The 26249-nt window shown below is 58.6% G+C and carries 24 protein-coding genes; 12 read left to right on the top strand and 12 right to left on the bottom strand.

The window, feature by feature from the left end:
* The first annotated feature begins 59 nt into the window (after nt 1-59).
* Complete coding sequence (locus LG290_RS13640; protein ID WP_499835268.1) at nt 60-683, top strand: methyltransferase domain-containing protein; 624 nt, start codon at nt 60-62, stop codon at nt 681-683.
* Here LG290_RS13640 and dauA read toward each other — a convergent pair.
* The 4 genes from dauA to LG290_RS13620 form a co-directional block, all read right to left on the bottom strand.
* A complete protein-coding gene (gene dauA, locus LG290_RS13635; protein ID WP_499835267.1) occupies nt 678-2444 on the bottom strand; it encodes a C4-dicarboxylic acid transporter DauA in 1767 nt (588 codons plus the stop codon). The two genes, LG290_RS13640 and dauA, sit on opposite strands and share 6 nt — an antisense overlap.
* A 92-nt stretch (nt 2445-2536) precedes the next feature.
* Nucleotides 2537-3280 carry a ZIP family metal transporter gene (locus LG290_RS13630; protein WP_499835266.1) on the bottom strand — a complete coding sequence of 248 codons (744 nt, stop codon included), beginning with the start codon at nt 3278-3280 and terminating at the stop codon, nt 2537-2539.
* A 240-nt stretch (nt 3281-3520) separates the two neighbouring features.
* Nucleotides 3521-5569: a choline BCCT transporter BetT gene (gene betT / locus LG290_RS13625; protein WP_499835265.1), complete on the bottom strand. Its 2049-nt coding sequence runs from the start codon at nt 5567-5569 to the stop codon at nt 3521-3523.
* A 185-nt stretch (nt 5570-5754) separates the two neighbouring features.
* Nucleotides 5755-6141, bottom strand: a complete 387-nt coding sequence (locus LG290_RS13620; RefSeq protein WP_499835264.1) for a hypothetical protein — start codon at nt 6139-6141, stop codon at nt 5755-5757.
* A gap of 180 nt (nt 6142-6321) precedes the next feature.
* Between LG290_RS13620 and LG290_RS13615 the strand changes: the two genes are divergently transcribed.
* Nucleotides 6322-7182, top strand: coding sequence for an alpha/beta hydrolase fold domain-containing protein (locus LG290_RS13615; protein ID WP_499837110.1), 861 nt, complete (start codon nt 6322-6324; stop codon nt 7180-7182).
* Here LG290_RS13615 and LG290_RS13610 read toward each other — a convergent pair.
* From LG290_RS13610 to LG290_RS13600, 3 genes are read right to left on the bottom strand one after another with little or no spacing between them, the layout of a single operon-like run.
* On the bottom strand, nt 7179-7889 hold the full coding sequence (locus tag LG290_RS13610) for a response regulator (RefSeq protein ID WP_499835263.1): 711 nt from the start codon (nt 7887-7889) through the stop codon (nt 7179-7181). The genes LG290_RS13615 and LG290_RS13610 overlap by 4 nt on opposite strands.
* The gene (locus LG290_RS13605) at nt 7886-9295 is read right to left on the bottom strand and encodes an ATP-binding protein (RefSeq protein WP_499835262.1); all 1410 of its coding nucleotides are present in this window, start codon (nt 9293-9295) and stop codon (nt 7886-7888) included. The genes LG290_RS13610 and LG290_RS13605 overlap by 4 nt, the downstream gene beginning before the upstream one ends.
* A gap of 33 nt (nt 9296-9328) precedes the next feature.
* Nucleotides 9329-9472 carry a hypothetical protein gene (locus LG290_RS13600; RefSeq protein WP_499835261.1) on the bottom strand — a complete coding sequence of 48 codons (144 nt, stop codon included), beginning with the start codon at nt 9470-9472 and terminating at the stop codon, nt 9329-9331.
* Between the two features lie 305 nt (nt 9473-9777).
* Between LG290_RS13600 and LG290_RS13595 the strand changes: the two genes are divergently transcribed.
* The 4 genes from LG290_RS13595 (at nt 9778) to LG290_RS13580 (ending at nt 14721) form a co-directional block, all read left to right on the top strand.
* Nucleotides 9778-11961, top strand: a complete 2184-nt coding sequence (locus tag LG290_RS13595) for an OsmC domain/YcaO domain-containing protein (protein WP_499835260.1) — start codon at nt 9778-9780, stop codon at nt 11959-11961.
* A gap of 121 nt (nt 11962-12082) precedes the next feature.
* Nucleotides 12083-12667 (top strand): TetR/AcrR family transcriptional regulator, encoded by a 585-nt coding sequence (locus LG290_RS13590; protein ID WP_499835259.1) that lies wholly within the window; start codon nt 12083-12085, stop codon nt 12665-12667.
* A 149-nt stretch (nt 12668-12816) separates the two neighbouring features.
* Nucleotides 12817-13923 (top strand): alkene reductase, encoded by a 1107-nt coding sequence (locus LG290_RS13585; protein WP_499835258.1) that lies wholly within the window; start codon nt 12817-12819, stop codon nt 13921-13923.
* Nucleotides 13924-13983: 60 nt separating this feature from the next.
* Nucleotides 13984-14721, top strand: coding sequence for an SDR family oxidoreductase (locus LG290_RS13580; protein ID WP_499835257.1), 738 nt, complete (start codon nt 13984-13986; stop codon nt 14719-14721).
* A gap of 170 nt (nt 14722-14891) precedes the next feature.
* On the opposite strand, the gene LG290_RS13575 is transcribed toward LG290_RS13580, so the two are convergent.
* From LG290_RS13575 to LG290_RS13555, 5 genes are all read right to left on the bottom strand, one after another.
* Nucleotides 14892-15809, bottom strand: coding sequence for a cation diffusion facilitator family transporter (locus tag LG290_RS13575; RefSeq protein WP_499835256.1), 918 nt, complete (start codon nt 15807-15809; stop codon nt 14892-14894).
* 87 nt (nt 15810-15896) lie between these two features.
* Nucleotides 15897-16679, bottom strand: a complete 783-nt coding sequence (locus tag LG290_RS13570; RefSeq protein WP_499835255.1) for a ZIP family metal transporter — start codon at nt 16677-16679, stop codon at nt 15897-15899.
* A 96-nt stretch (nt 16680-16775) separates the two neighbouring features.
* Nucleotides 16776-17708, bottom strand: coding sequence for a LysO family transporter (locus tag LG290_RS13565; protein WP_499835254.1), 933 nt, complete (start codon nt 17706-17708; stop codon nt 16776-16778).
* Nucleotides 17709-18467, bottom strand: a complete 759-nt coding sequence (locus LG290_RS13560) for a hypothetical protein (protein ID WP_499835253.1) — start codon at nt 18465-18467, stop codon at nt 17709-17711.
* A 169-nt stretch (nt 18468-18636) separates the two neighbouring features.
* Nucleotides 18637-19572 (bottom strand): 2-hydroxyacid dehydrogenase, encoded by a 936-nt coding sequence (locus LG290_RS13555; protein WP_499835252.1) that lies wholly within the window; start codon nt 19570-19572, stop codon nt 18637-18639.
* 299 nt (nt 19573-19871) lie between these two features.
* Here LG290_RS13555 and doeA point away from each other — a divergent pair, with 299 nt between their 5' ends.
* From doeA to LG290_RS13525, 6 genes are all read left to right on the top strand, one after another.
* Nucleotides 19872-21071: an ectoine hydrolase DoeA gene (gene doeA, locus LG290_RS13550; RefSeq protein WP_499835251.1), complete on the top strand. Its 1200-nt coding sequence runs from the start codon at nt 19872-19874 to the stop codon at nt 21069-21071.
* A 42-nt stretch (nt 21072-21113) separates the two neighbouring features.
* Nucleotides 21114-22130, top strand: coding sequence for a N(2)-acetyl-L-2,4-diaminobutanoate deacetylase DoeB (doeB, locus tag LG290_RS13545; RefSeq protein ID WP_499835250.1), 1017 nt, complete (start codon nt 21114-21116; stop codon nt 22128-22130).
* A 4-nt stretch (nt 22131-22134) separates the two neighbouring features.
* Entirely contained in the window at nt 22135-22608 is a 474-nt protein-coding gene (locus tag LG290_RS13540; RefSeq protein WP_499835249.1) for an Lrp/AsnC family transcriptional regulator, read from the top strand.
* 180 nt (nt 22609-22788) lie between these two features.
* Nucleotides 22789-23658, top strand: coding sequence for a carbon-nitrogen hydrolase family protein (locus LG290_RS13535; RefSeq protein ID WP_499835248.1), 870 nt, complete (start codon nt 22789-22791; stop codon nt 23656-23658).
* A 50-nt stretch (nt 23659-23708) separates the two neighbouring features.
* Nucleotides 23709-25181 (top strand): biotin carboxylase, encoded by a 1473-nt coding sequence (locus LG290_RS13530; RefSeq protein ID WP_499835247.1) that lies wholly within the window; start codon nt 23709-23711, stop codon nt 25179-25181.
* A gap of 2 nt (nt 25182-25183) precedes the next feature.
* Nucleotides 25184-26221 (top strand): C45 family autoproteolytic acyltransferase/hydrolase, encoded by a 1038-nt coding sequence (locus LG290_RS13525; RefSeq protein ID WP_499835246.1) that lies wholly within the window; start codon nt 25184-25186, stop codon nt 26219-26221.
* The last annotated feature ends 28 nt before the right edge of the window (nt 26222-26249 follow it).

Genomic DNA, 26249 nt, shown 5'->3' with positions numbered 1-26249 from the left:
GCTATAAGACAGCGAAACTTTGCTGCATCATGGCGGCTTTGCCCAACACAAGGCGGATCATGAGCGATATCGAAGCGCCGGATTTACACCAACAGCGGCTTCTTCATGTGGTGGAGCGGCTGCGTGACAGCGGTGCTCGCAAAGTACTGGATTTGGGCTGCGGTTCGGGTGGGCTCTTGCAATATCTACTCCATCAGCCTCAGTTCGAGAAATTGGTAGGCTTGGAGTTGAGCGGCGAACTGCTGGCTCAAGCCCAGTTTCGTCTGGGTAGGCTGCCGCAGGCACGCCAGGGGCGTCTGGAGCTGGTATGCGGTTCTTATACCGAACATCACCCCGCGCTCACCGGGTTCGCTGGCGCGGCCATGGTGGAAACCATCGAGCACATCCCTCCAGAGCGTTTATCCGCTGTGGAGCAGGTGGTTTTCGGTGGGTTACGCCCCGGTTACCTAGTCATGACCACCCCCAACAGTGAATACAACCCGTTGTTCGACTTGGAAGACGGCGAGTTCCGTGATCCCGACCACAAATTCGAATGGTCCCGCGACCGCTTCCGCGATTGGGCTCAGGGTGTGGCGCGGCGTAACGGTTATCGCGTGCGTTTCGGCGGCGTCGGGGAATGGCATTCGCATCTTGGCCAGCCGACCCAGCTGGCAGCTTTCGAGCGCCATGCATCAAACTCATGATTGCTGAGGCTGCGTTTCCAGCCAACGGTTCGCCAGGCGCCGAGCCTGCTCAATGTTGGAGACCACCGCCAGTTTTCCGGCTTCACGCTTGATTCCTGCACGCTTCAACTTGACCACCATGCGCGCGGGCAGGCCGATGAAAATCACCCCTACCTGCTGGTCGTGTAACTCCTGTCGTAATCCATCCAGTGCCACAATGGCGGTGGCATCAAGGCTGGGGACGTCCTGCATGTCGAGCATGACCACATTCACGCCATGATCGACGATACGCAGCGAGGCCATGGCTTTTTCCGCGGCACCGAAGAATAGAGGCCCCGATATCTTGTAAAGCGTCACCTTGGCGGGCAGGTGATAGGTGGCCTGATCTTCCGGGCTATTCAGGCGGCGGGTATGAGTGAGTTGTGCCATGCGCCGAATGAATAGGGCGGCGGCCAGGCCCATGCCCACGGCGACGGCCAGCACCATGTCGAAAATGACCGTCAGGCCGAAGCAGATCACCAATACCAGGACGTCAGCGAGCGGAGCAGTTTTCAAGGTGTGGACGAAATGGCGCGCTTCGCTCATGTTCCAGGCAATGATGAACAAAAGTGCCGCCAGCGCTGCCATGGGCACCAACCCCAGGATGCCTGCCAGCGCCACCACCGCCAGCAATACCACGAGAGAATGCACCAACGCCGCTACCGGCGAAAAAGCCCCGCTCTTGATGTTGGTGGCGGTGCGCGCAAGCGCCGCCGTGGCCGTGATGCCGCCGAAGAAGGGTACGACGATATTGCCGATACCTTGGCCCAGCAACTCGGCATTGGGGTCGTGTCGCGTACGCGTCAGGCCGTCCGCCACCACGGCGCAAAGCAACGATTCAATGGCGGCCAACAAGGCAATCGCCAGGGCCGGGCCGAGCAGTTCACGAATCAACTCGAAATTCACGCTGAGAGGCGTGCCATCGGCTCCCGGCAAGTGCCAGGGTGCCACCAGGCTCGGCGCAAAAGGCGGAATGCCGCTACCGCTTTGGCCTTCGAGCACCCAGGTGAAGCGCGAGGCGATGGTATCCACGTCGCCGCCTAACGCCATGAGCAAGGCCGCCGCCAGGGTTCCCACGGCCAAGCCGACCAACGGCGCGGGCACGGCGGTATTCAGGTGGGGCCATAGCAGCAAGGTCGCCAGAGTGATCAGCCCGATGCCCAGCTCCGCCGGAGCGATACTCGGCAGGGCCTGAACAATGGCGACGGCGTTGTGCGGCGTGCTGTCGCCAAGCGCCACTCCAGTCAGGCCCAGAAAATCAGGCACCTGCAACAGGGCGATCACCACCCCGATCCCGGCGGTAAAGCCTAATACCACCGGGTAGGGGACGAACTGGATCAGGCTGCCCAGCCGCGCCAGACCCAGAGCGACGAGGATCAGACCCGCCATTAGCGTGGCGATCAGCAGTCCCCCGATGCCGTGATTGGCCACGATCGGAAACAGAATCACCACGAAGGCGGCGGTGGGGCCGGAAATGTTGAAGCGTGAGCCACCGGTCAAGGCGATAACGGCACCGGCCACGATAGCGGTGTAGAGGCCGTGCTGTGGCGGGACCCCGGTGGCGATTGCCAGCGCCATGGAAAGCGGCACGGCGACAATGCCGATGGTCAACCCGGCCATGAGATCACGTTTGAAGGCGGCCAGGCTGTAGCCTTCGCGCCAGGCATTGAACAATGCCCGGCCGGGAAGAGGAAAGAGGTAACTGGGGGTCTTGGTTCTGGGGGTCTTGATTCTGCGTGACATTGCCACCGTGCCTTAGCGAAAGGAGCCGATACGCTACGCCCACCCCAGGTGGCTCGCAAGGCGGCCAAGGTATGACAGAGCTTCCAGCCTCTTTAATGGATCAGGTATTGGAAGCCGAACATCAGCACAAAGGCCAGCGTCACCATGGTGGCCACGGCTGTGCTGGACGCGTCCTGCATGGCATCCGGCACCAATTCGGCAAACACCATCCAGATCATCGCCCCGGCGGCCAGCCCCAGCCCGAACGGCAGGAACGGGGCAAACAGGGTGACGAACAGAAACGCCGGTACCGCCATCAACGGCTGCGGCAAGCTGGTAAAAATGCTCCAGCCCCCCGCCTTCCATACCGACATGCCGCGCGGTATCAACACCAGGCTGATCGCCAACCCCTCGGGAATATTGTGTACTGCAATGGCGGTAGTAATGAACATCCCCAGCGACTCACCGCCGCCATACGACACTCCGACCCCCACGCCTTCGGCAAAGGAATGGATGGTCATCACCCCCAGTATCAACAAGGCCTTGCGGGCGTTGGCCCCATGCAGGTCACTGATGTCCGGGGCGCCGCGCCGAGAAATCCACATATCGGATACATTGATCAGTACCAGCCCCACGACCATACCCAGCATGGTCAACCAAGGGTCATTATTGGCCCCTTCCACCAGCAGACTATGGCTGGCGGCCAGCATCAGACCGGCAGCGGTCGCATTGAACAGGCTGAGCCAATACCTGCTGAACTGCTTGACGAACAAAAAGGGCAGCGCCCCGATGCCGGTGGCCAGGGCGGTGATCATGGCGGCGATGAACACCGTCCATAAATTGGCATCGAACGACATGAGTGGCTCCTGAGCTTTCAATCGATAGGCGATCCGGGTCGTGGCCGAAGAAAATAAACCAGCAAGAAATAAGTTAAGAAGGCTAAAGCTTAATCGGCGTGCTCATTGAACACAAAATCTTGCGGCTTGAACCCAAGGAGCATGGCACATAAAAAACCCCAGCCTGCAGGCTGGGGAAAGAGGAACCACTAAAAATGGCTAATGATAAAAGTGTTACAGATAAAAAGTACCTACTGACGTTCAGCCTTGGGTAGCGTCCTCCGGCGGTTCGCCGATGGTGCCAGGCATGGCCTGGATATTGCCCTGCTGACCGGCCAAGGCCAAGAAGTGCAGGTGGCGCTCATACTCAGCTACCAGATCGCCAATCACCTGACCACGTGTATAGCCGTTCAGGTCTTTATCCTGGCCACCTTCGGCAAGGTAGACATCGAGGCGCACATAGTAGTCGTCATCCGCCGGAATGAAACTCGGGGTGCGCATGCGATGCGGGCAAACCTGATACACAAAGCTGGTGGCATCGCCAAAATCGACCTGTAGCGTTAGGTTGGGAAGTGATTCTCCCTCCGCATGCTCTTCGGTGACGTTGGCCGTCTGGCCACGGCTTTCAAGCTCCTGGGCAAACTGCGTCATGGCCGGGCGAATCGAATGCTCTATCGTCGCGGCGGCACCGGCGCGGTTGGAGGTATCCAGGGCGCGGTCCAGACGCTCACGCCAGTCGCCTCCCGGGGCGCTACCGGCAATCTGGCGCCGAGCATCGACCTTGCTGCCTTCGAGCTTCAGCGCCTTGACCATGCCCACCATGATCGCAAAGATCACCAGCGAAAAAGGCAATGCCGTGATCACCACCGCACTTTGTAGCGCGGCCAGACCGCCCGCCATCAGCAGCGCAATGGTGATAAGCCCGATGATGACCGACCAGAAAATACGCAACCTTACCGGGGCATCATGGTTCACGTCACTCAGAATGGAAGTGAAGTTAGCCAGTACCAGGGCACCGGAGTCCGCCGAGGTAATGAAGAACACGATCCCCAGCACCGTTACCACGGCAGCGGTAATGGAAACGAACGGATAATATTCCAGCAGGGTATACATCGTGGTTTGCGGCGTGTTCAGCGCTTGAACACCCAGCTCGACGACACCCTGGTTGGCAACGAGGTCTATCCCGCTATTACCGAATACCGACATCCATACCATCATGAACGCCAATGGAATGAACAAGGCACCGGCGACGAATTCACGAATGGTACGTCCGCGCGAAATACGTGCCAGGAACAGGCCGACGAACGGCGTCCAGGCAATCCACCAGCCCCAGAAGAAGATCGTCCACCACATCTTCCATTCCTGGGCTTCCTCACCGGCAAAGGCGTAGGTGTCGAAGCTTTTGCCCACGAAGCCGGACAAGTAATCCCCGGCATTGAGCACCAGTTTATCCAGCAATGCCAAGGTGTTGCCCTGAAACAGCACGAACAGCATCAGCGCCAGGGCGAGTAGCATGTTGAACTCGGACAGGCGTCGAATGCCTTTTTCAACCCCGCTTACCACCGAGATGGTGGCTAGAATCACCACCAAGGCAATCAGGATGATCTGCACGCTCAAGCTTTCCGGCACATCGAACATGTACGCCAGGCCGTAGTTGAGCTGCATCACGCCGATACCCAGGCTGGTCGCGATACCGAAAACGGTGGAAATCACCGCTGTGATATCCACGGCATTACCGATTGGGCCGTGAATGCGCTTGCCTAGCAGCGGATAGAGCGCACTGCGAATCGCCAGGGGTAGACGATGGCGGTAGCTGAAGTAGGCCAGGGCCATCCCCATCAACACATACAGGCCCCAACCGGAAACTCCCCAGTGCAGGTAGGTCTGGACGACGGCGTTACGCATCGCCGCCTGGCTTTCCGGTGTAAGGTCCGGCGGCGCCAGATAGTGGGCCACAGGCTCGGCGACACTGAAGAACAGAAGGTCGATACCGATACCGGCGGCAAACAGCATCGCCGACCAAGAAAGCAGCGAAAATTCGGGGCGCGAATGATCCGGCCCGAGGCGAATGCTGCCATAGCGCGAAACGCCGATCAGTATCACGAACATCAGGTAGGCTACGATGGCCAGCATGTAGTACCAGCCGAAGGTTTTGCTGACCCAGGCCAGGCCAGCATCAAAGAATGCTCCCGCCTGTTCGGTGAACAACATAGTGAGTGCCAGAAACACAACAATACCGGCGACGCTGCCATGGAAAACCACGGGATTCAGCCGGTCACGAGGGGCCTGGACGGGGTTGTCATGCGCCATGCAGGGCTAACTCCTGTCGTTAGGGAAGGGTCTTGGAGAGTTTATTTTAAATGAACGTTCAAATAAAATACCCGCTTTCCCCCGGTGCTTCAAGTCGTGTTTTGCGCAAGCCGAACGTAGAAACGCCCGGCAGGGCCGGGCGTTTCAAGTTAACTATGGGCTATCCATGGATTTATCGATAAGCGTTAGTCGCTATTGCGCTCACCACGAGGGTCATGGCTATCCCGGACCTTTTCGCGCATTTCCGCCCGCATTTCCTGCATGGCATCGTGCAAGGCCTGTTGTTCGTCTTCGTCGAGGATTTCATCCATGCGTTCGCGGTGCTGGTCGCGTAATTCACGCATGGCGGCGCGATATTCTTCATGGGTGCTGGTGAGTTCTGCGCGGGTCTCTTCATCGAGCCCGGCGCGCTCATGTAGCGCTTGGCGGTTTTCCTCATGGAGCTGCATGCGTCCATAACCGCGCTCTGTCTTGTCGTCGTCCTGGCCGGCCTGCGCGGTCAAGGTGAAAGGGGCGATGGCCAGTGCGAAAAGGGCGGGCGCCAAAAACTTGCTGATATGTTGAGTGGTCATGTGAGCTCTCCTTGTGAGTGGACAACTGCAGTATCATCGGGCGCTGTGCAAGGTCATTGCAGATACTGTGCAACAATCATGACGTCTACTGTTACATCTACTACCGTGACTTCTACCGTTCAAGGGAGCGCTCAGGTGAAAAAGTGGCTGTATTTAATACTGACGGGAGGGGTTGCCTTGATGATCGCCGGGTGCGGGGGAACGCATCTGGCCAGCCAAGGCGAACCGGCCGCGACGATCGCTGACGCAGGAAGAGATTCGTTAAATTTCAAACGCCTAGAAGGACAAACCTATACTCCCAGCGACTGGCCGGAACCCCTTGAAGCGAATGTCTATCTGCCCGAAACGCCAGGGGACGCCTTACGGCCCGCCGCCCTGGTGGTGCACGGCGGCGGCTGGCAGAACCGGGATCCTGAAGATATGCGGAGCATCGCACGAAAGCTGGCTGAGCAAGGCTATGTGGTGATCAATATCGAACACCGCAAGGCACCCGAATATAAATTTCCCAAACCACTCCATGACCTCCAGCAAGCCATGGCGTGGCTGCATTCACAGGCTGATGCGTGGCGGGTGGATACGCAGCGTATCGTCGGGGTGGGATTTTCGTCCGGGGCGCATCTGGTAAGCCTGCTGGCACTTACCGGTGCCGAAGGCCCCTTGGCCGAGCCTTATGGCGGCGAGCATACGCGTCTGGCGGCCGTGGTTGCCGGCGGTTTGCCCAGTGACCTGTTCAAGTTCGCCGATGGGCGCCTAGTGGTTGAATTCATCGGCGGTACCCGTGCCGAGGAACCCGAAGCGTATTACTTGGCATCTCCCGCTCGGCATATTACCCCGCAAGCGCCGCCGTTCTTTCTCTTTCATGGCACCTGGGACCGGCTGGTACCGGTGGATCACGCCACGGATTTCTATGATGAACTGAAGGCCAACGGTGTGGAAAGCGAACTTTATCTGCAGCATTTTCGCGGCCACATCACCAGCTTCTTGACCCGGGGCAACGCGGTGGATGCAGGTATCGCCTTCCTCAATCAGCAGGTGTTCTAGCCTTCGGGTTGATACTTGTAACCGACGCTATAGACCGAACGAATGATGTCATGTTCGGGCAAGGCTTCGTTGATTTTCTTGCGCAGCTTCTTGATGTGGCTGTCGACGGTACGCTCGGACACGATACGGTGGTCACGGTACATGTGATCCATCAGCTGTTCGCGACTGAAGATGCGCCCGGGCGCCTGCATCAATACTTTCAATAACTGAAACTCCACGGCGGTCAGGGCGATGTCCTGGCCATTGGCAAGTGCTCGCCAGCCGTCTTCGTCGAGAGACAGCAATGCCTGGGAGGCCAGGGCGACGGGAGCATCCTGAATCGCCTGGCTGCGACGCAGCACGGCCTTGACGCGGGCCACGACTTCTCGTGGGCTGAACGGCTTGCAGATGTAGTCGTCAGCGCCCAGTTCCAGGCCCAGCAGCCGGTCGACTTCTTCCACCTTGGCGGTGAGCATGATGATGGCGATATTCGGCCTACGCTGGCGAATTTCCCGGCACAATGTCAGGCCGTCGGTGCCCGGCAGCATCAGATCCAATAACACCAGTGAAGGAGAAGTAACGGTCTCTTCCAGCCAGGGCAGTACCAGGTCGCCATGGTTTAGGTGATGGGTGGCAAAGCCATTGCTTTCCAGGTAGTCCGTCACCAGGCGAGCAATCTTGGGTTCGTCTTCGACGATCAGCAGATGATCGGTTGCATTTGATGTCATTGGGTTTTATCCGTCAGAAGAGGAAATGTCAGTGTCCAGCACAGCCCGCCAAGGGCGGAGGTCGAGGCGACCATGGTGCCGCCATGGGCCTTTACCAGGGCACTGGCAATCGAAAGCCCCAGGCCGCTGCCGCCACTGGCGCGACTCCGTGAACCTTCCACCCGGTAAAGGCGCTCCGTCAGGCGGTCGAGTTCCCGTTCGGGAACGCCGGGAGTGCTGTCTTGCCAGGTCACCACCGCCTGGTCCGCCTTGCGGTGCAGGCTCACTTTCAAAATGCCGGGCGGTGAGGTATAGGCGCAGCTATTGTCCAGCAGGTTGTTCCATAACTGGCGCAGGCGTTGGCTGTCACCCCGAATCATTACCTTGGGGGCAATCTCGGTGCTGAGAGTCAGGCCGCTGTCGGTCAGCCAGCCATGGGCGTCGAGCAGGCGGGTCTTGAGGCTGTGGCTGAGATCCAAGGGCGCCAGTTGCGTTTCCAGGGCACCGGCATCGCTCTGCGAAAGCAGGCGCAGGTCGGTCACCAGGCGTTCGAGTTGGCTGACTTCCTGCGCCAAAGAGCCCAGGTTTTCCTGGTCTAGCGGGCGAATCCCGTCCTGCATGGCTTCGATTTCACCGCGCAAGACGGCAAGGGGGGTACGCAATTCATGGGCGGTATCCGATACCCAGCGAGCGCGGGCTTCACGGTTGGCTTTCAAGGTGGCTGCCAGGACATTAAAATCCTGTGCCAGGCGCGCCAGCTCATCGCGGCCGCCGCCTTTCAGGCGAGTGTTGTAATCGCCTTCCGTCAACCGGCGAGTCGCCAAGGCTAGTGCTCGGGTGCGCCGCCCCAGCCACCAGGAAAGCCCCCCGGCGAGCAACAGCGAAGCGACACCCAATGAAGCTAGAATAATCATCAGGTTACGCTGTTGGCGCGCGAGAAAGCCGCGCTCCATGCGTTCCATCATCTGTTGCGGTGGCCGATAGCCCAATTCTCCGATGACGGCATTGCGGTCGCTCAACGGCAACCAGTGCCAGTCAGCGGCGGCGTCGGGGTCTTCTTCTTGAGGCGGAATCACGAAAGCGCCCTCGGGGGCGCGCAGCACGAAGTCATGAGCTTCTCCCAAGGGAGACGGTCGGCGGCGGCGCTCCGCGGCCAACGCTTGACGTACCAATAGCGGCCAGCGCTCGGGAGAACGGGCCAGCCACTCCCAGTCGCCGTGCTGGCTCCACTGTTCTACCAGCCCTTCGGCCAAGGTTTCCGCACGGCGCTGCTGTGCCTGGTTCAGATAATCCAGAAAGCCGCGGTCGATGCTGTGAGACACCGCAAGGAACACCGCGGCGGAAATCGCCACATTGACGCTCAGAATGATCACGAACAGCTTGAGCCCGAGGGGCGAGATAGCCCATCGAAAAGAAGGCCTTGCCATCAGGACATGGCTCCTTTATTTGAAGAGAACGCCCTAGGCGCTCCCGGAAATTTCCAGCCTCAGATACAGGCAGGACGCCAGTACCAGCAGGATCACGGTAGCGAACAACATACCGAAACCCATCGAAACCGCCATGGGAATCATGAAACGCGCCTGGCACGAGGTTTCTAGAATCATCCGCAGTGCTTGCGGTTGGCGTAGTTGATTAGCCTGAGGCGTGTCTACACGAGTATCGACAGCATGCTAGCATCGCCGATCGGCGCGCAGCGATTGGGCAATAAGCGTGTAAACAATGTGCAAATGGGTGGATGATTCATGCCGTGGCGCATGGCAAGTGCATGATTAAGCTATTCACCGTCCATTTATCCGCCTCTTGATAACCTGAGTGCAACGCTTCCCCAAGACGCAGTGGGCTAAAAACTGGATAATGGCCGCCAATCAGCCTATGGCCTAGACCCATTTCTCTATCCGGACCCCCGCTCATGGAAATCAAAGTCAATTACCTCGACAACCTCCGGCTGGAGGCCAAGTTCGACGACTTCAGCGTTATCTCGGACCAGCCCATCCGCTACAAGGGCGACGGCTCGGCACCCGGCCCCTTCGACTACTTCCTGGCGTCCTCGGCCATGTGCGCCGCTTATTTCGTGAAGGTGTACTGCAACGCCCGCGATATTCCCACCGAGAATATCCGCCTTTCCCAGAATAACATCGTTGACCCAGAAAACCGCTACAAGCAGATTTTCAAGATTCAGGTCGAGCTGCCGGAGGATATCTCCGCCAAGGACCGCGAAGGCATTCTGCGTTCCATCGACCGCTGCACGGTCAAGAAAGTGGTGCAAACCAACCCCGAGTTCCAGATCGAAACGGTCGAGAACATCGACGAAGACGCCCAGGCGCTGCTGATGGGCGCACCGGAAGGCGGCAGTACCTACATTGAAGGCAAGGACCTCCCGCTGGAGCAGACCATCGCCAACATGAGCGGGATTCTGGCGGATCTGGGCATGAAGATCGAGATCGCCTCCTGGCGCAATATCGTGCCCCATGTATGGTCGCTGCATATCCGCGATGCGGCCTCTCCCCTGTGTTTCACCAATGGCAAGGGGGCGACCAAGGAGAGCGCGCTGTGCTCGGCGCTGGGCGAGTTTATCGAGCGGCTGAGCTGTAACTTCTTCTATAACGATCAGTTTTTCGGGGAAGAGATTGCGGGCAACGCCTTTGTTCATTACCCCGATGAAAAGTGGTTCCAGCCGGGGCCCAACGACGAGCTGCCCGAAGAAATTCTCGATGAGCACTGTTTGGAGATCTACAACCCCGACGGTGAGCTGGGCGGCTCGCACTTGATCGACACCAATTCCGGTCGTACCGATCGCGGCATCGTCTCGCTGCCGTTTGTGCGCCAGTCGGATGGGGAAACGATCTACTTTCCGTCGAACCTGATCGAGAACCTGTTCCTGAGTAACGGCATGAGCGCCGGCAATACGCTGGTGGAAGCGCAGGTACAGTGTCTCTCGGAAATTTTCGAGCGGGCGGTGAAGCGCGAGATTCTCGAGCAGGAACTGACGCTGCCGGACGTGCCGCAAGAAGTGCTGGCGAAGTACCCGAGCATTGTCGAAGGCATTAACGCCCTGGAAGCCCAGGGCTTCCCGGTGCTGGTCAAGGATGCCTCCATGGGCGGGCAGTTCCCGGTGATGTGCGTCACCTTGATGAACCCGCGCACCGGCGGCGTGTTTGCCTCATTCGGTGCGCACCCCAGCTTCGAAGTGGCATTGGAGCGCAGCCTGACCGAGCTGCTCCAGGGCCGCAGCTTCGAGGGCCTGAACGACCTGCCGTTACCTACCTTCAATTCCCAGACGGTCGCCGAGCCGAACAACTTCGTCGAGCACTTTATCGACTCGGTGGGTGTGGTTTCCTGGCGTTTCTTCAGTGCCAAGCCGGACTTCGAGTTCTGCGAATGGGATTTCTCCGGCACCAACGAGCAAGAAGCCGCGACACTGCTGGGCATCTTCGAGGAGCTGGGGGCCGAAGTCTATATGGCGGTGCATGAAGACCTCGGCGCGCCGGTGTGCCGCATTCTGGTGCCGGGCTATTCGGAAGTGTATCCCGTGGAGGAACTGATCTGGGATAACACCAACAAGTCGCTGGAGTACCGCGAGGACATTCTCAACATGCATGGCCTGGATGACGACCAGCTGGCCGAGCTGGTCGCGCGCCTGGAAGACAGCCAGATGGACGACCATGCCGATATCATCACCTTGCTCGGGATCGAGTTCGATGAAAACACCGTCTGGGGGCAGCTCACCATTTTGGAACTCAAGCTGCTTGTCTACCTGGCACTCCAGCGCCACGAAGAGGCGTTGGACTGTGTGCAGATGTTCCTGCAGTACAACGACAACACCGTCGAGCGCGGCCTGTTCTATCAGGCGGTCAACGCGGTGCTGGAAATCGCTCTGGATGATGATCTGATGCTCGAAGACTACCTGCACAGCTTCCAGCGCATGTTTGGCCAAGACACCATGGCTGCCGTGGTGGGCTCGGTAAGCGGTGAGGTGCGTTTCCACGGCCTGACCCCGACCAATATGCAGTTGGAAGGCCTTGATCGCCATCTGCGTCTGGTCGAAAGCTACAAAAAGCTCCACACGGCTCGAGCGGCCAAAGCGGGGATGTAAGCTACTGCCGCGGATTTCTGTTCTTGACGGGATGCGTTTCTTGACAGGGCTAGACTGACTGGTCTACTTTGAAGCTATGGAAAAGACAGCCACAAAACAGACAGGCATGAAACCAGCAGGCATGAAGCAGACCGCCACTCGTGACAGGTTGATCGAGGCAGGTGCTGAGTTGATTGCTCAGCACGGCTACAACGCCACCGGCATCAATGCCGTGCTCAAGGCGAGCGGTGTGCCCAAGGGGTCCTTCTACCATTATTTTTCCAGCAAGGAAGATTTCGGTCTGGCGGTGATCGTAAGCTTTGCCGAGGCATACGATGAAGCCTTGGCGCAGCTGTTGGAAGATACCTCGGTAACGCCGCTGGAACGGCTGCGGCGCTATTTTGCTGCCGGGCGCGCTGACATGCTCACTTGCGACCATGCGCGGGGGTGTCTGATCGGTAACCTGGGCCAGGAGCTGGCCGGACAAAGCGATGTGTTTCGCGACACCCTGGATAAAGTCTTTCAGCGTTGGGAACATCGCCTGGTAACTTGCTTGAACGACGCCCAGGTCGTCGGTGAGATCGCCGTTGATATCGATACCCACGACCTGGCAAGTTTCATTTTAGCCGGCTGGGAAGGCGCCATCCTGCGTGCCAAGACACTCAAGTCGGTGACGCCCATGCAGCGTTTTGAAGATATTCTGTTCAGCCAGCTGTTAAAACCCTGACATTGTTCCTTCGTTGAAGGCTCACAGCTCAGCTTCGTTAAATACCCATTCCTGGTTCCTGAAGGGTTTGGGTAGGCACCGTTTATCGTCTACTCTCTAGTAGACTGGTCTAACATAAATGATTCATGAACCACCTCAAGGAGGCTTTCATGGCAACACCAGACGTATTGTTTCAGCCGCTCAAGCTAGGCGATCTAGAGCTGCCCAACCGGGTATTGATGTCGCCCTTGACGCGTTCGCGTGCCGCCCAGCCCGGTGATGTGCCCACTGCCATGAATGCTGAATACTATCGCCAGCGGGCAAGCGCCGGCTTGATCATCGCTGAGGCAACCCAGGTCTCGCCCCAGGGCAAGGGTTACGCCTTCACGCCGGGCATTCATTCACAAGCTCAGATTGAAGGCTGGCGCCAGGTAACCTCGGCAGTTCACGCGGCAGGCGGGCGCATCTACTTGCAACTGTGGCACGTGGGGCGCATTTCTCATCCTGAGCTTCAGCCCGACAATGCCCTGCCGGTCGCCCCTTCGGCAATCAAGCCGGAAGGCGCCAAGACCTTTATCAGCGCTGATTCGGGTATGGTGGATATCCCCACCCCTCGCGCACTGACAACTGAGGAAATGCCCGATATCGTCGCCCAGTACCGTAAAGGCGCGGAAAATGCCAAGCAGGCCGGTTTCGATGGGGTGGAGGTGCATTGCGCCAACGGCTATCTGCTTGATCAGTTCCTGCGCAGCGGCAGCAACCAGCGCGATGACGACTACGGCGGTTCACTCGAAAATCGCCTGCGCCTGCCGCTGGAAGTCGTGCGGGCAGTGGTCGATGTGTGGGGCGTCGAGCGTGTCGGTGTGAGGGTGTCGCCCACCGGAAGCTTCAACGCCATGCAGGACGATAACCCCGAGGAAACATTCGCTGCCTTCGCCAAGAAGCTGGATGCGCTTGGCATCGCCTTCATCGAAGTGGTGGAAGACTCCTTCCAGGGCAATCATGCGAACGGCCGTCCCGAAAGCGTCATCGAAGCCATTCAGGCAGTCTTTTCGCGCACCTACATTGCCAATGGCAACTACACTGCCGACGAAGCTCGGGAACGTATCACTGCCGGCAAGACCGACCTGGTGACCTTCGGGCGGCCTTTCATTGCCAACCCCGACCTGCCCGAACGTTTCCGACGCAATGCCCCGCTCAACGACTGGGACGACAGCACCTTCTACGGAGGCGATGAGCACGGTTATACCGACTATCCCTTCTTGAGCGATACCTGAGTTTCAGGTCAACGTCTTTTAACATTCACGCACTACATTTCATTTCTGTAAGGAGATTTCATGTCCGAGATCAACGCAAAAGTCGTCATTATCACCGGTGCCAGCAGCGGCCTGGGCGAAGCTACCGCACACCGTTTGGCCAAGGGTGGTGCCAAGCTGGTACTCGCCGCACGCCGTGAAGAGCGCTTGAAAGCCCTGACCGATCAGATCAATGAGCAGGGCGGTGATGCGATCTACCGGGTGACCGACGTCACCAAGCGCGAGCAGGTCGAAGACTTGGCCCAGGCGGCAAGGGATACCTACGGACGTATCGATGTGCTGATCAACAATGCTGGCGTGATGCCGCTGTCACCGCTCAACCGTCTCAAGGTTGACGAGTGGGAGCAGATGGTCGATGTCAACATCAAGGGCGTGATGTACGGCATTGCTGCTGTGCTGCCGACCATGCGCGACCAGCATTCCGGCCATGTGATCAACCTGTCTTCCGTGGCGGGGCATGTGGTGTTTCCCGCCGCGGCGATTTACTGTGCGACGAAGTTTGCGGTCAAGGCGCTTTCCGAAGGACTGCGCCAGGAATCCAACGGCGAGATTCGCTCGACCAATATCTCCCCGGGGGCAATAGCCACCGAGCTGACCACCACCATCAGTGATGACAAGACGGCGCAGGGTGTCAACGAGCTCTACGAGATGGCGATCGATGCCGATGCGATTGCGCGTGCCATCGCCTTTGCCATCGAGCAACCCGCCGATGTCGACGTCAACGAACTGATCATCCGCCCGACGCAGCAACAGCTGTAAACAGCTAACCCCTCGCACGATGAATCGGCCTTCCACCAAATAATCAAACCCTCGGCATGGGGTGGTGGGCCGACTTGTCGGGCGAGTCTTTGATTATGGTTTTTTGCAGGCAACCCCTCGCGCGCTGAAAATAATTACAAGCCGGGCCTGGTGAGGCCAAGTTTGTAAAATTACCAGTGCCCATAGAGTTTGACATTTTCATGGGGGTAGTCGATATGCTCAAACTCTAGGCTGGAGTGCTCAATACCGAAGTGTTCTTTTAGGCGCGTTTTGATATCCGCCTTGATTGCTTCAAGATGCTGCCAGCCAGCCTCTGTGATCACCACGTGGCAGTCAAGGGCGGCGGTGTTCTCCTGCATTTGCCATAGGTGAACGTGATGAACATCCTTTACATCATCGACATCGCGCATCAGGTCAATGACCGCCTGCCCATCGATATCGGGCGGCGAGCCCAGCATCAATGTGCGAATAGGGCCGCTAATCTCGGTAAAGGCGAGATAGAGAATGTATAGCGCAATGCCGATCGTAATCGCTGGATCGACCCAGCGTACATCGTATAACAGGATCAGTGCCCCCCCTGCGATCACGGCGATCGACGCAAACGCATCGGACAGGTTGTGCAGAAAAAGGGCTCGAATATTAACGCTATGTTTCTGCATCGACCAAGTGAGAAATGCGGTAAGCGTATCGACGGCCAGCGCCACGCCACCGATGATAACGATCGCCCAGCCCTGAATCTCCGGCGGATCGATCATGCGCATGATGCCTTCGTAAATCAGGTAGGTGCCAACGAGAATCAACGTGGTGTAATTGATCAGCGCCGCAACAATCTCGATGCGGCCATAGCCGAAAGTCATCTTCGCGTCTGCGGGTCGCCTGGCTATCTTGCGGGCGGCAAACGCAATGATAAGTGCCGCCATGTCAGAGAAGTTATGTAGCGCATCCGCGATCAAGGCGAGGCTGCCCGACAGAATGCCGCCGACAACCTGAGCCACGGTCAATAGCCCGTTGGCCCAGATGGATAGGGTCACGCGCCGGTCACCGGAGGTGGCATCGATGGGGAGGTGGTGCTCGTGATGATGTCCCATGCATTATCCTCACTTTGTTTTTCGCAAGCGACGCTGCCCAGTTCAGGTATTGCGTTGGCCTTTGGGGAGAAAGGGAGTGGCTGCGCGTCACCCAAGAGAAACATCGAGAAATAGCATGATAACCAAACCGATCGAAAGACCGAGCGTCGCCTTGTTCTGGTGGCCGTTGCGGTGGGTCTCGGGAATGATTTCGTGACTGATAACGTAGAGCATGGCCCCGGCGGCAAAAGCCAAACCCCAAGGTAGAAGCGGTTGGGAGATGCTCACGATACTCGCTCCCAGCAAGCCACCAACGGGTTCGACCAGACCTGTCAAGGCGGCGATCATCCACGCTTTCCATCGGGAGTAGCCTTCACCCAACAGAGAAATGGCCACCGCCAGTCCTTCCGGCATGTTTTGAAGGCCTATCCCGATCGCCAGCGGCAATCCTTGTTCGTAGCCGCCGGCACCGAAGCCAACGCCGACAGCAAGCCCTTCCGGCAGATTATGGATCGTGATGGCGATGATGAATAACCACACTCGGCGAAGTGAAGCTGCCTCGGGCCCTTCGCGTCCCTGCTGGAAGTGTTCGTGGGGAAGCCGTTCATTCAGCAGGGCAATCACTCCAATACCCGTCAAAATCGAAAGGCAAGCAATGATGGCTGGCAGCGTAGTGCCACCGTAAAGCAGCTCCGATGCTTCCAGGGACGGGATGATCAGGGAGAAAAAGGACGCGGATAACATCACCCCGGCCGCGAAGCCCAGCGCCAGGTCGCGGAAAGCGCGGCCAGGTACCTTGCCAAACAAGGCTGGCAGTGCCCCAACCGCAGTGAGCAACCCGGCTGCCAAGCTGCCGATAAATGCCAGGAGAATCGGTTGGGCGGTTTCCATGGGGTTATCCTATTGAAATATGCCTGGATTCGGTGGAGAAGCGTAATTGCTGTAGTCGTTACTGCCCTTGCACGCGCGGCCACTTCGCCCAAGCAATCAACCCGAAAGCGATAGAAAAAACAGGATCAACGGCGGGGAGAGCAGCGAGAGTATGAAGCCGCTGACCACGGCTACCGGTACGCAGGCCACGCCGCCGTGCTGTTGAATCACTGGCAGGGTGAAATCCATCGAGGTGGCGCCGCCGTAACCGATGGCGAGTGCCGCGTAGCGGCGAATGACCAGAGGAATCAAGATGAAGGCGAAAAGCTCCCGGGTCAGGTCGTTGAAAAATGCCACCCCGCCCAAGAGCGGCCCCAGGTGTTCACCGATCAGGATAGCGGAGAGCGAATACCAGCCGAATCCGGCGGCCATGGCCAGACCTTCATTCCAGGAAAGCGACAGCAGCGGCGCTGCCACCAGCCCCGCCAGCAGCGAACTTGCCGCCAACGTAAGAGCAATCACTAAGCCCAGCCGGTTGAGCAGGATCTGCCTGAGTGGCATGCCGGAGTTGCGTAACTGGCAGCCGATCAAGACCAGCAGCAGGTAAAGCGTCCACTCAGCCAGGGTTTCCGCGCCATGAAAGAGGCTCGCCCCCACCCATGGGCCAAGGATCAACCCTGCGCCTACACCCCCGGCGACCACCCCGACCAGCATCAGCGAACCCGCCATGGCGGCCAGCTTGCTGGTGGGAGCATTTTCCACCACAGGCGAGGTGCCCCCACGCAACGCGACCCGATGCGAAAGCCACCACAGGGCCGCGAGGTTGAATAGCGTGGTCACACTGAACAGCAGCAGCGTCTGTCCGCCCAGCCGCGATAGCTGGCTGGCCAGATTTTCCAGCCCCGCCAGACTGATGCCCATGAACGACAGGATGGCATAGACACACAGATTGACCGCCTGATTGACGATATTGAGTACGGCGGTGGAGCGCAGCGCTACCAGATAACCCAACACCAAGGGTAAGAGAACGATAACAAGACCGGAGAGCATTTAGGGCGTAGCGCCCCCCTGGGGTTGGAAGTGGGTCAAGGATAGCTTGGTTTCTCGGCGGCCTTCGCGCCGATAGTCGGCGGACAGCACCAGGCCGGGAAAACCGGGATGGAAGCTGAGTTGCAGCTGACGATCGGGCTTTTCCGCGTCGACCAGCGCCACGGTGAGGGCATCAAATTCGCCGGCGGGCAAGCTGATCGGACCACGCTGAACGAGATAATACGCGAATTGTTCCTCACGGCCACGGTGATCAAGGTAATTGATTTCACAAGGAGAGGTTACCACACAGCCGGCATTACCCGCCTGGCGGGAGAGCTCGAACAGGGCGGCCTGGCGGTCCGGCAGGAACATCTCGGCTTCTTCCAGTTGATAGGTGTCGCCAATGCCGAACAGGGCGTAGCTGCTGTTGTAAACCAGCGAATGCACGCTGTCTTCATTGACGATGAAACGGCTGCGCTCAGCCCCTCTGGCAACCGTCACCGAGAAGCTCATGTCGCTGAGCCAATGGTTAACTTCCTGGCTTAATTGATGAGTGATGGTGGCGCTCGGCCAGCCGCGCATTTCAAAGCGATACTGGGCTTCGAACGGCTTTGGCTCGGCCAGAGGCGTTTGCTGGGTGTGGATGGCAGCCTGTAGCGTGCCGGCTCCCACACCACTCAAGAGCGAAAAAAATGCAACCGCGACCCAGGCATGCGCCGGTATCCGAAACAGCCGACTCGCTAGCCGGGATGCTGATACAGCAGAATTAGCCAATGGCACTTGCTCCAAAACGGTTCACGCCGGTTCCACGGTCAGGGCAATAACCGCAGCCTATAATAAGCATAGGAACTCTTGGTGCGCTCTTGGTTCCGACAGCGGTGCTAGCGCTTATTAGCGTTAGCGGCCAAGCATTGCCGAACCATTGAGTATACCGCCATTGGCAAGGGAATCAGTAACCGGCGTCGCGATTGACCGTATCCAGGGGTTCCCCCGCTTCAAAGCGACGAATCATGTCGGCGACCTGGTCCACGGCTTCCTTGAGCGGTGTCGGGGCGGCCATGTGCGGCGTGATGATGACGTTGGGGTGTCGCCACAGCTCGCTGTCTTGCGGCAAAGGCTCTTCCTGGAAGACATCCAGCAATGCGCCGCGCAGATGGCCGGAGGAAGAGGGCGTACCCAGTGCATCGAGTAACGCCCGCTCATCGACGAGGCTGCCACGCCCCGGGTTGATAAGGCTGGCGCCTTCGGGCAACTGTGCGAGGCGCTGGGCATCAAGCAGCCCACGGGTCTCGGCAGTGTCCGGTAACAGCGTGACTAACGTCTTGACATTCTCCAGCAGGTGGTTCAGGCCGTCGTCGCCGTGAACGGCATCGACATCGTCGAGCTGCTTGGGCGAACGGCTCCAGCCGATCACCGGGAACCCTTCCTCTGCCAGACGCGTGGCGACCTTGCGTCCGATAGCGCCTAATCCCAACACGCCCACCGGCCAGTCGGCCTTGTCGGGTACCGTGATTTCGCGCCATTGCGCCTGCTGTTGCTGGAAGCGATACCGATCGAAATTGCGCTGAAAATGCAGCACGCCATATAGCACGTAGTCCACCATCAAATCGCCCATGCCGGCATCGCGCAGCTTGACGATGGGCACATCGCTTGGGCGCCCCGGGGTGCGCAACAGCGCATCCACGCCTGCGCCCAGGTTGATGATTCCCTTGAGCTGCGTCTGTTCGCGCAGCAGCTGTTCGGAGGGCTTCCATACTGCCAGGTAGTCCATGCCTCGACGTTGCTCGGCAGAAGCGTCACTGGTAATTACCTGAGCGTCAGGCAGACGCTCGGCCAATGCATCGCGCCAAGCCTCAGCGTCGTCGATATGCACAAGAATCTTCATGGTGAAGGCTCTCCTTCAAGGCCTGATGAACGTAAGGGTTTATCGCCCATGATGGGTGAGCTCCATTGTTGAGTGCAACCATCCGAGGCGCTTTCGGTGGGCGGTAGGGGCTTTATTCATCTTTTGATACAAAGGCTTTGACCACTGGCCAAGGGTGGGTGCTAGTATCGGCGAAGACGACATTGGCGGGGCTGCCGGGCGTGCCATGGCAGGCCGCTCGGGGCTAGCAGTCGATTCTTTGGCCCGGCGGCAATTGGTGTTCCCCGGTTCTTGAATGATTTTTTAATGGCGAGTCGCCCATGATTCAGGTTTCCCTGCCTTTCACACGAGAGGAGTATGCTACCCGCCTGTGGAAGGTGCGAGCTGAGATGGCCGGCCGTGGCATTGATGTGTTGATCGTCAGTGACCCCTCGAATATGGCCTGGCTGACCGGTTACGACGGCTGGTCGTTTTATGTACACCAATGTGTGCTGGTGGGGCTGGAAGGTGAGCCCGTGTGGTACGGCCGCCGGATGGATGCCAACGGCGCGCTGCGTACCTGCTGGATGGACCCAGAGAACATTACCTACTATCCGGATCACTATGTGCAAAATCCGCACATGCATCCCATGGACTATCTGGCGCAGACCATCCTGCCCGACCGGCGTTGGCATACCGGGGTGGTCGGCATGGAAATGGACAACTATTACTTTTCCGCCAAGGCTTACCAGAGCCTGCTGCGCGAGCTTCCCCATGCCCGCTTTTTGGATGCCAACGCTTTGGTCAACTGGTGTCGGGCGATCAAGTCGTCCCAAGAAGTGGAATACATGCGGGTGGCGGCGAAAATCGTCGAAGGCATGCACTCACGCATTCTGGAAGTGATCGAGCCCGGTTTGCCCAAGAGCAAGCTGGTCTCGGAAATCTATCGGGTGGGTATCGAAGGCTGGACCAACGACGACGGCAAGGTGTTCGGTGGCGACTACCCGGCCATCGTGCCGTTATTGCCTACCGGCGCGGATGCTTCCGCTCCCCACCTGACTTGGGACGATACGCCTTTCCTGGAAGGCGAAGGCACCTTCTTCGAAATTGCCGGTTGCTATAAGCGCTATCACGCCCCGATGTCGCGTACCGTCTTTCTGGGAAGGCCGCCGCGAGACTTTATTCGGGCCGAATCCGCCCTTCTCGAAGGCATCGAGAACGGCCTGGCGGTGGCCAAACCGGGCAACCGCACCGCGGATATCGCCATGGCGTTGGGGGCGGCGATGGATAAATACGGCTTCGACCGTGGCGGGGCGCGCTGCGGTTATCCCATCGGTATTTCCTATCCCCCCGACTGGGGAGAGCGCACCATGAGCTTGCGCCCCTCGGACGAGACCATTTTACAGCCCGGCATGACCTTTCACTTCATGCCGGGGCTGTGGGTCGAGGACTGGGGGCTGGAAATTACCGAAAGCATTCTTATCACCGACACCGGCGTCGAAACGCTGGCCAATTTTCCGCGCCAGCTGTTTGTGAAGTGAGCAGACGCAACGTAAGCGATGCCCGTCAACAAGGACTTTATTATGAGCAAGCGACCCAGCCCGATTTCCGCGACCGTCGATTTTGATGCCGAGGGCGTGCAGCACGGCTTTCTCAAGTTGCCGATTTCCACCGATGAGTCCGCGTGGGGCGCGGTGATGATTCCGGTCACTGTGGTCAAGAACGGCGTAGGCCCGACGGCGCTATTGACCGGGGGCAATCACGGCGACGAATACGAAGGGATTACCGCCCTGATGAAGCTTTCCACGACGCTCAAGGCGGAAGATGTCAGCGGCCGGGTGATTATCGTGCCGATGATGAACACTCCTGCGGCCATGGCCGGCAAGCGTACCTCGCCGATGGATGGCGGCAATCTCAATCGCAGCTTCCCCGGGGACCCCAATGGCGGCCCCACCGCTCAGATCGCCGATTATTTCAACCGGGTAATGATTCCGCTGGCCGATGTGGTGCTCGACCTGCACTCCGGCGGGCGGACGCTGGATATCCTGCCGTTTGCCGCTTCGCATGTGCTGGATGATAAGCACCAGCAGCAGCGCGCCCTTGAAGGCGCCAAGGCCTTCGGCGCTCCCTATGCCATGGTGATGTTCGAACTGGATGCCGAAAGACTGTTCGATACCGCCTGCGAGCGTCAGGGCAAGATTTTCGTTGCAACCGAGCTGGGCGGCGTGGGTACCTCGACACCGCAAAGCATCGCGATTACCCAGCGCGGCATCGATAACTTTCTGGTGTATTTCGGGCTCACTCAAGGCGAGGTGGTCATGCCCGACGCGCCGCAGGTGTACCTGGATATGCCCGATGCCAGCTGCTACGTACAAAGCGAACACAGCGGGCTGCTGGAACTGACCGTGGCCTTGGGCGACAGGATCGAGAAAGGGCAGGTGATCGCCTATGTTTACGACATGACCCGCAGTGGTGCCGCGCCGGTGGCCTATTACGCCGAGCGTGACGGCATGCTGATGGCCCGGCGCGGCCCCGCGTTGATCAGTATGGGCGATACGCTGGCGGTGATTGCCGCCATTGTCGAGTCTCTGGACGCCTGAACCAATGAAACTCGATCGTTATGATGTAAAAATTCTGGAAATCCTGTCGCGGGACGGGCGAATTACCAAATCCAAGCTGGCCGAGGCGATCAATCTCTCGGTCAGCCCCTGTTGGGAGCGCGTTCGCCGCCTGGAAAAGGCCGGCATCATTCAAGGCTATAGTGCCCGTATCGACAGCCAGGCGCTGGTGCCGCGCAATACGGTATGGGTACAAATCGAGCTCAAGGCGCATAATAGCGAAAGCTTCTCGCGTTTCGAGGCAATGGTGCAGGAAACCCCGGAAGTCACCGAATGCGTGGCGGTGGGCGGCGGGGTGGATTATCTGGTCAAGTTCGAGGCGCGCTCCATCGATAGCTATCAACGTCTGATCGATAGTTGGCTGGTCTCGGAAGTGGGAATCGAGCGCTATTGCACTTATATCGTGACCAAGGCAGTCAAACAGTCCGAACCGGGGGTTCTCCCGGAGGATTTCCTATGATTTTACCCGAGTAAATCGAAGCTGATGATTTAGCTAGACGCATGGTCAACGCCAATTCAGCGTTCCGTTGGCTTAGGATGAAAGTGAGTTCCCACGCACTGACTAACCCAGCAGAACACAAGTCTCCAGACCAGCAAGCTAAGTTAAAACAGCCGGATCGCCTGACGCAGAGAGAAACCAATGTCTTATTTCACCATTGCCGGTGTTCAAATGCATGCCCTGCACCATGGCGACAATACCGAGGCCATGCGCCATCGTATCGACGTGCTGATGAACCGTTTTCCTCAGGTTCAGATGGTGCTGTTCAGCGAATTGATGCCCATGGGCGCTTCGCCGCATCATGCTCAACCGCTACCCAGCGATGCCGAAGCGATGTTCTGTCAGCTGGCCGCGCAATACCGTATCTGGCTGATTCCCGGCTCGATGTTCGAGCAGGTCGGTGAGCATGTCTATAACACCTTGGTGGTGATCAATCCCCTGGGGCAGATCGTGACGCGTTATCGCAAGATGTTTCCCTTTCGCCCTTATGAAGCCGGAGTGGAAAGCGGCAAGGAGTTCGTGGTCTTCGATGTACCCACGGTAGGCCGCTTCGGCGTGTCCATCTGCTACGACATGTGGTTTCCCGAAACCACCCGTACCCTGGTCGCCATGGGCGCTGAAGTGATTCTTCATCCCACCATGACCGATACCATCGACCGGGACATCGAGCTCTCGATCGCACGTACCAATGCCGCGGTCAATCAGTGCTATTTCTTCGATATCAATGGCGCAGGCGCCTTGGGCAACGGTCGTTCCATCGTGGTCGGGCCGTCGGGTGACGTGATCCATCAGGCCGGCATCGGTGAAGAGATCATGCCGATTGAGATCGACCTCACCCGAGTGCGCCGCGAGCGCGAGACTGGTCTGCGCGGTCTGGGCCAGCCGCTCAAGAGTTTCCGCGATCGGGAAGTGGATTTCTCGCTGTATCGTAGCGAAAACGGCTCCTCACCTTTTCTCGATACATTGGGCCCGCTTGCCAAGCCGGTACGGTCCGACCTCGACACATTCTAGCCAACCCTTACCATACGGCCCCAGTACCCGCCACCGAAGGAGCGATAATAATGACTAAAATTACTTCCATTGCGGACGTTCGTAGACATTTTCGCAACAACAAGGAGCCGGTCTATTTCATTTCCGCGACCAACTTCAATCTGCTGGGAATCGGTGATTGGGTGGGGGGCTTTCGTCACATCAACTATATCGACTGCTTCGAAGGCAAGCAGCGTAACGTCTTCGTGCCCAAAGAGAAGTTTCCCCGCGATTTCGAGAGCATCGAAGACATCAACAACTATTTGCTCGAACACAAGGAAGTGATCGATTTCATTCAATCACGTGCCGACGGCGACAACGCCGGGGTGGCCACGTTCTTGATGTTCGACGAGCACACCGAAGAAATCTGCAAGCAACTGGGGCTGCGGGTTGCCTTTCCGCCGGCGGAACTGCGCCAGCGGATGGACAACAAGATCGAGACGGTACGTATCGGCAATAAAGCCGGGGTGCCCAGCGTGCCCAATGTGCTGGCCAAGGTGGGCAGTTATCAGGAACTCAGCGAGGTGAGTCAGACGCTGGGCAGCGACCTGGTGGTGCAGACCGCTTTCGGCGATTCCGGGCACACCACCTTCTTCATTGCCGACGAAGAGGACTACTACAAGCACGCCGAAGAGATCGAAGCCGAGCCCGAGGTCAAGATCATGAAACGCATTAACTGTCGCGGCTCGGCGATAGAGGCCTGCGCCACGCGCTGCGGCACGGTGGTCGGCCCCTTGATGACCGAGCTTGTAGGGTTCAAGACGCTGACGCCCTACAAGGGCGGTTGGTGCGGCAACGAGATGTTTGCCGGGGCTTTCAGTCAGGAAGTGCGCGACCTGGCGCGTGAGTACACCTTCAAATTCGGTGAAGCCCTGCGCGAAGAAGGTTATCGCGGTTACTTCGAGCTCGACTTCCTGATCGACATGGACACCAACGATGTGTACCTGGGCGAGCTCAATCCCCGCGTTACCGGTGCGAGTTCCCTGACCAACGTGGCGGCCTTCGCTCACTCGGATATCCCGCTGTTCCTGTTCCACTTGCTGGAATTCTCGGATGTCGACTTCGATCTGGATATCGACGAGATCAACGAGCGCTGGTCGCATCCCGAAAGCGTCGACAGCTGGAGCCAGCTGGTCATCAAGCATACCGACGAAAGCGTTGACCTTCTGACCCAGGCGCCGAGCACCGGGGTATGGCGCATGAATGACAATGGCGAGCTCGCCTACGATCATTACAGCTATCATCCTCATGCGGCGGAAAACGAGCATGAAGCCTTCTTTCTGCGCATCAGCGGCGCCGGTGACTTCCGCTATGAAGGGGCCGATCTGGGTATCCTGATCACCCGGGGCCGCTTGATGGACGATGACTTCCAACTGACCGAAAGGGCCAAGGCATGGATAGAGGGTATCCGTAAGCAATACACCGGACAGGCATTGCAGGACCCGGTGGTGGAGGAGGTTGCCGTCAGCCATGCCATCGGCGGTGGCAACTTCAAGATACTGTGAGCATGGACGGCAACTTTGCCGCAGGCCGGGCGTCACGAGGCGAGCTGGACAAGACACTGACGTTTCGCACCGTGCATGAAGAGGTGGCGGGGCCTAAGTGGCAGTCGTTGTTTCATTACCATTGGCCGGCCTACGAACCCTGGTACCTGGCTGAAGGTGAACGCGAACGCCCCTCCTACCTGGAGTGTTATAACGCCCTGCGCCATCACATGCCGGAGTTGCTGGATACCTACCGCACCCTGTGCGAGCTGGCCGGTGGGGGCGATCTTTCGTCACGGCTATTGAGCCTGTACCGCCCGCCGCCGTACATCACCGGTTGCTCCCAGGCGGTGCTGGCAAGCGCGACGGCCACGGTGCTGGCGCGCAACTACGATTACCCGCCGGAGCTGTGCGAGGGCACCATTCTCTACACCCGCTGGAATCAGCGCCGGGTGATCGCCATGTCGGATTGCCTGTGGGGCGTGCTGGATGGCATGAACGATTCGGGGCTTGCGGTTTCGCTGGCATTCGGCGGGCGCAAGGTGGTAGGGGATGGCTTCGGCGCGCCGATCATCCTGCGCTACATCCTCGAATTCTGCGATACGGTGCCCGAAGCCGCCGCGGTGCTGGTGCGAGTGCCCACCCACATGGCCTACAACATCACCGTGGCGGATGCCTGCGGGCGCTATGTCACGGCCATGATCGCACCGGATCGCCGTGCGAGTATCCGGCGGGTGGCGGTGGCCACCAATCATCAAAAGAAGATCGAGTGGTATGCCCATGCATTGGCCTCGGAAACCCTAATCCGCGAGCGTCAACTTTCGATTCTGGTGGATGACGACGCCACCACCGATGCGCGGCTGATCTCGGCCTTTTCCGCACCACCCCTGTTTCGTCACGACTACCGGCACGGCCTGGGCACGGTGTATACCGCGGTGTATCGCCCCAACGAGGGGCGTACCCAGTTTCGTTGGCCCGGCATGGTGCTGGATTTGAGCTTCGAGGCATTTCCCGAAGAACAGATCACCGTGCGCTACGGCTCACGCGGCCTGCAAAGCTGATAAGCACTGCTGCCGAAACCAGTGCCTT

This window comes from Halomonas sediminis, assembly GCF_044871105.1.
In the GTDB taxonomy this organism is placed as follows: domain Bacteria; phylum Pseudomonadota; class Gammaproteobacteria; order Pseudomonadales; family Halomonadaceae; genus Vreelandella; species Vreelandella zhuhanensis.
This window is presented reverse-complemented; position numbering and strand designations above follow the sequence as displayed.

What these genes read in the sequence shown, in the direction of transcription:
- LG290_RS13640 (WP_499835268.1), top strand. Translation starts at nt 60, where the DNA reads ATGAGCGATATCGAAGCGCCGGATTTACACCAACAGCGGCTTCTTCAT.
- dauA (WP_499835267.1), bottom strand. Translation starts at nt 2,444, where the DNA reads ATGTCACGCAGAATCAAGACCCCCAGAACCAAGACCCCCAGTTACCTC.
- LG290_RS13630 (WP_499835266.1), bottom strand. Translation starts at nt 3,280, where the DNA reads ATGTCGTTCGATGCCAATTTATGGACGGTGTTCATCGCCGCCATGATC.
- betT (WP_499835265.1), bottom strand. Translation starts at nt 5,569, where the DNA reads ATGGCGCATGACAACCCCGTCCAGGCCCCTCGTGACCGGCTGAATCCC.
- LG290_RS13620 (WP_499835264.1), bottom strand. Translation starts at nt 6,141, where the DNA reads ATGACCACTCAACATATCAGCAAGTTTTTGGCGCCCGCCCTTTTCGCA.
- LG290_RS13615 (WP_499837110.1), top strand. Translation starts at nt 6,322, where the DNA reads ATGATCGCCGGGTGCGGGGGAACGCATCTGGCCAGCCAAGGCGAACCG.
- LG290_RS13610 (WP_499835263.1), bottom strand. Translation starts at nt 7,889, where the DNA reads ATGACATCAAATGCAACCGATCATCTGCTGATCGTCGAAGACGAACCC.
- LG290_RS13605 (WP_499835262.1), bottom strand. Translation starts at nt 9,295, where the DNA reads ATGGCAAGGCCTTCTTTTCGATGGGCTATCTCGCCCCTCGGGCTCAAG.
- LG290_RS13600 (WP_499835261.1), bottom strand. Translation starts at nt 9,472, where the DNA reads ATGATTCTAGAAACCTCGTGCCAGGCGCGTTTCATGATTCCCATGGCG.
- LG290_RS13595 (WP_499835260.1), top strand. Translation starts at nt 9,778, where the DNA reads ATGGAAATCAAAGTCAATTACCTCGACAACCTCCGGCTGGAGGCCAAG.
- LG290_RS13590 (WP_499835259.1), top strand. Translation starts at nt 12,083, where the DNA reads ATGAAGCAGACCGCCACTCGTGACAGGTTGATCGAGGCAGGTGCTGAG.
- LG290_RS13585 (WP_499835258.1), top strand. Translation starts at nt 12,817, where the DNA reads ATGGCAACACCAGACGTATTGTTTCAGCCGCTCAAGCTAGGCGATCTA.
- LG290_RS13580 (WP_499835257.1), top strand. Translation starts at nt 13,984, where the DNA reads ATGTCCGAGATCAACGCAAAAGTCGTCATTATCACCGGTGCCAGCAGC.
- LG290_RS13575 (WP_499835256.1), bottom strand. Translation starts at nt 15,809, where the DNA reads ATGGGACATCATCACGAGCACCACCTCCCCATCGATGCCACCTCCGGT.
- LG290_RS13570 (WP_499835255.1), bottom strand. Translation starts at nt 16,679, where the DNA reads ATGGAAACCGCCCAACCGATTCTCCTGGCATTTATCGGCAGCTTGGCA.
- LG290_RS13565 (WP_499835254.1), bottom strand. Translation starts at nt 17,708, where the DNA reads ATGCTCTCCGGTCTTGTTATCGTTCTCTTACCCTTGGTGTTGGGTTAT.
- LG290_RS13555 (WP_499835252.1), bottom strand. Translation starts at nt 19,572, where the DNA reads ATGAAGATTCTTGTGCATATCGACGACGCTGAGGCTTGGCGCGATGCA.
- doeA (WP_499835251.1), top strand. Translation starts at nt 19,872, where the DNA reads ATGATTCAGGTTTCCCTGCCTTTCACACGAGAGGAGTATGCTACCCGC.
- doeB (WP_499835250.1), top strand. Translation starts at nt 21,114, where the DNA reads ATGAGCAAGCGACCCAGCCCGATTTCCGCGACCGTCGATTTTGATGCC.
- LG290_RS13540 (WP_499835249.1), top strand. Translation starts at nt 22,135, where the DNA reads ATGAAACTCGATCGTTATGATGTAAAAATTCTGGAAATCCTGTCGCGG.
- LG290_RS13535 (WP_499835248.1), top strand. Translation starts at nt 22,789, where the DNA reads ATGTCTTATTTCACCATTGCCGGTGTTCAAATGCATGCCCTGCACCAT.
- LG290_RS13530 (WP_499835247.1), top strand. Translation starts at nt 23,709, where the DNA reads ATGACTAAAATTACTTCCATTGCGGACGTTCGTAGACATTTTCGCAAC.
- LG290_RS13525 (WP_499835246.1), top strand. Translation starts at nt 25,184, where the DNA reads ATGGACGGCAACTTTGCCGCAGGCCGGGCGTCACGAGGCGAGCTGGAC.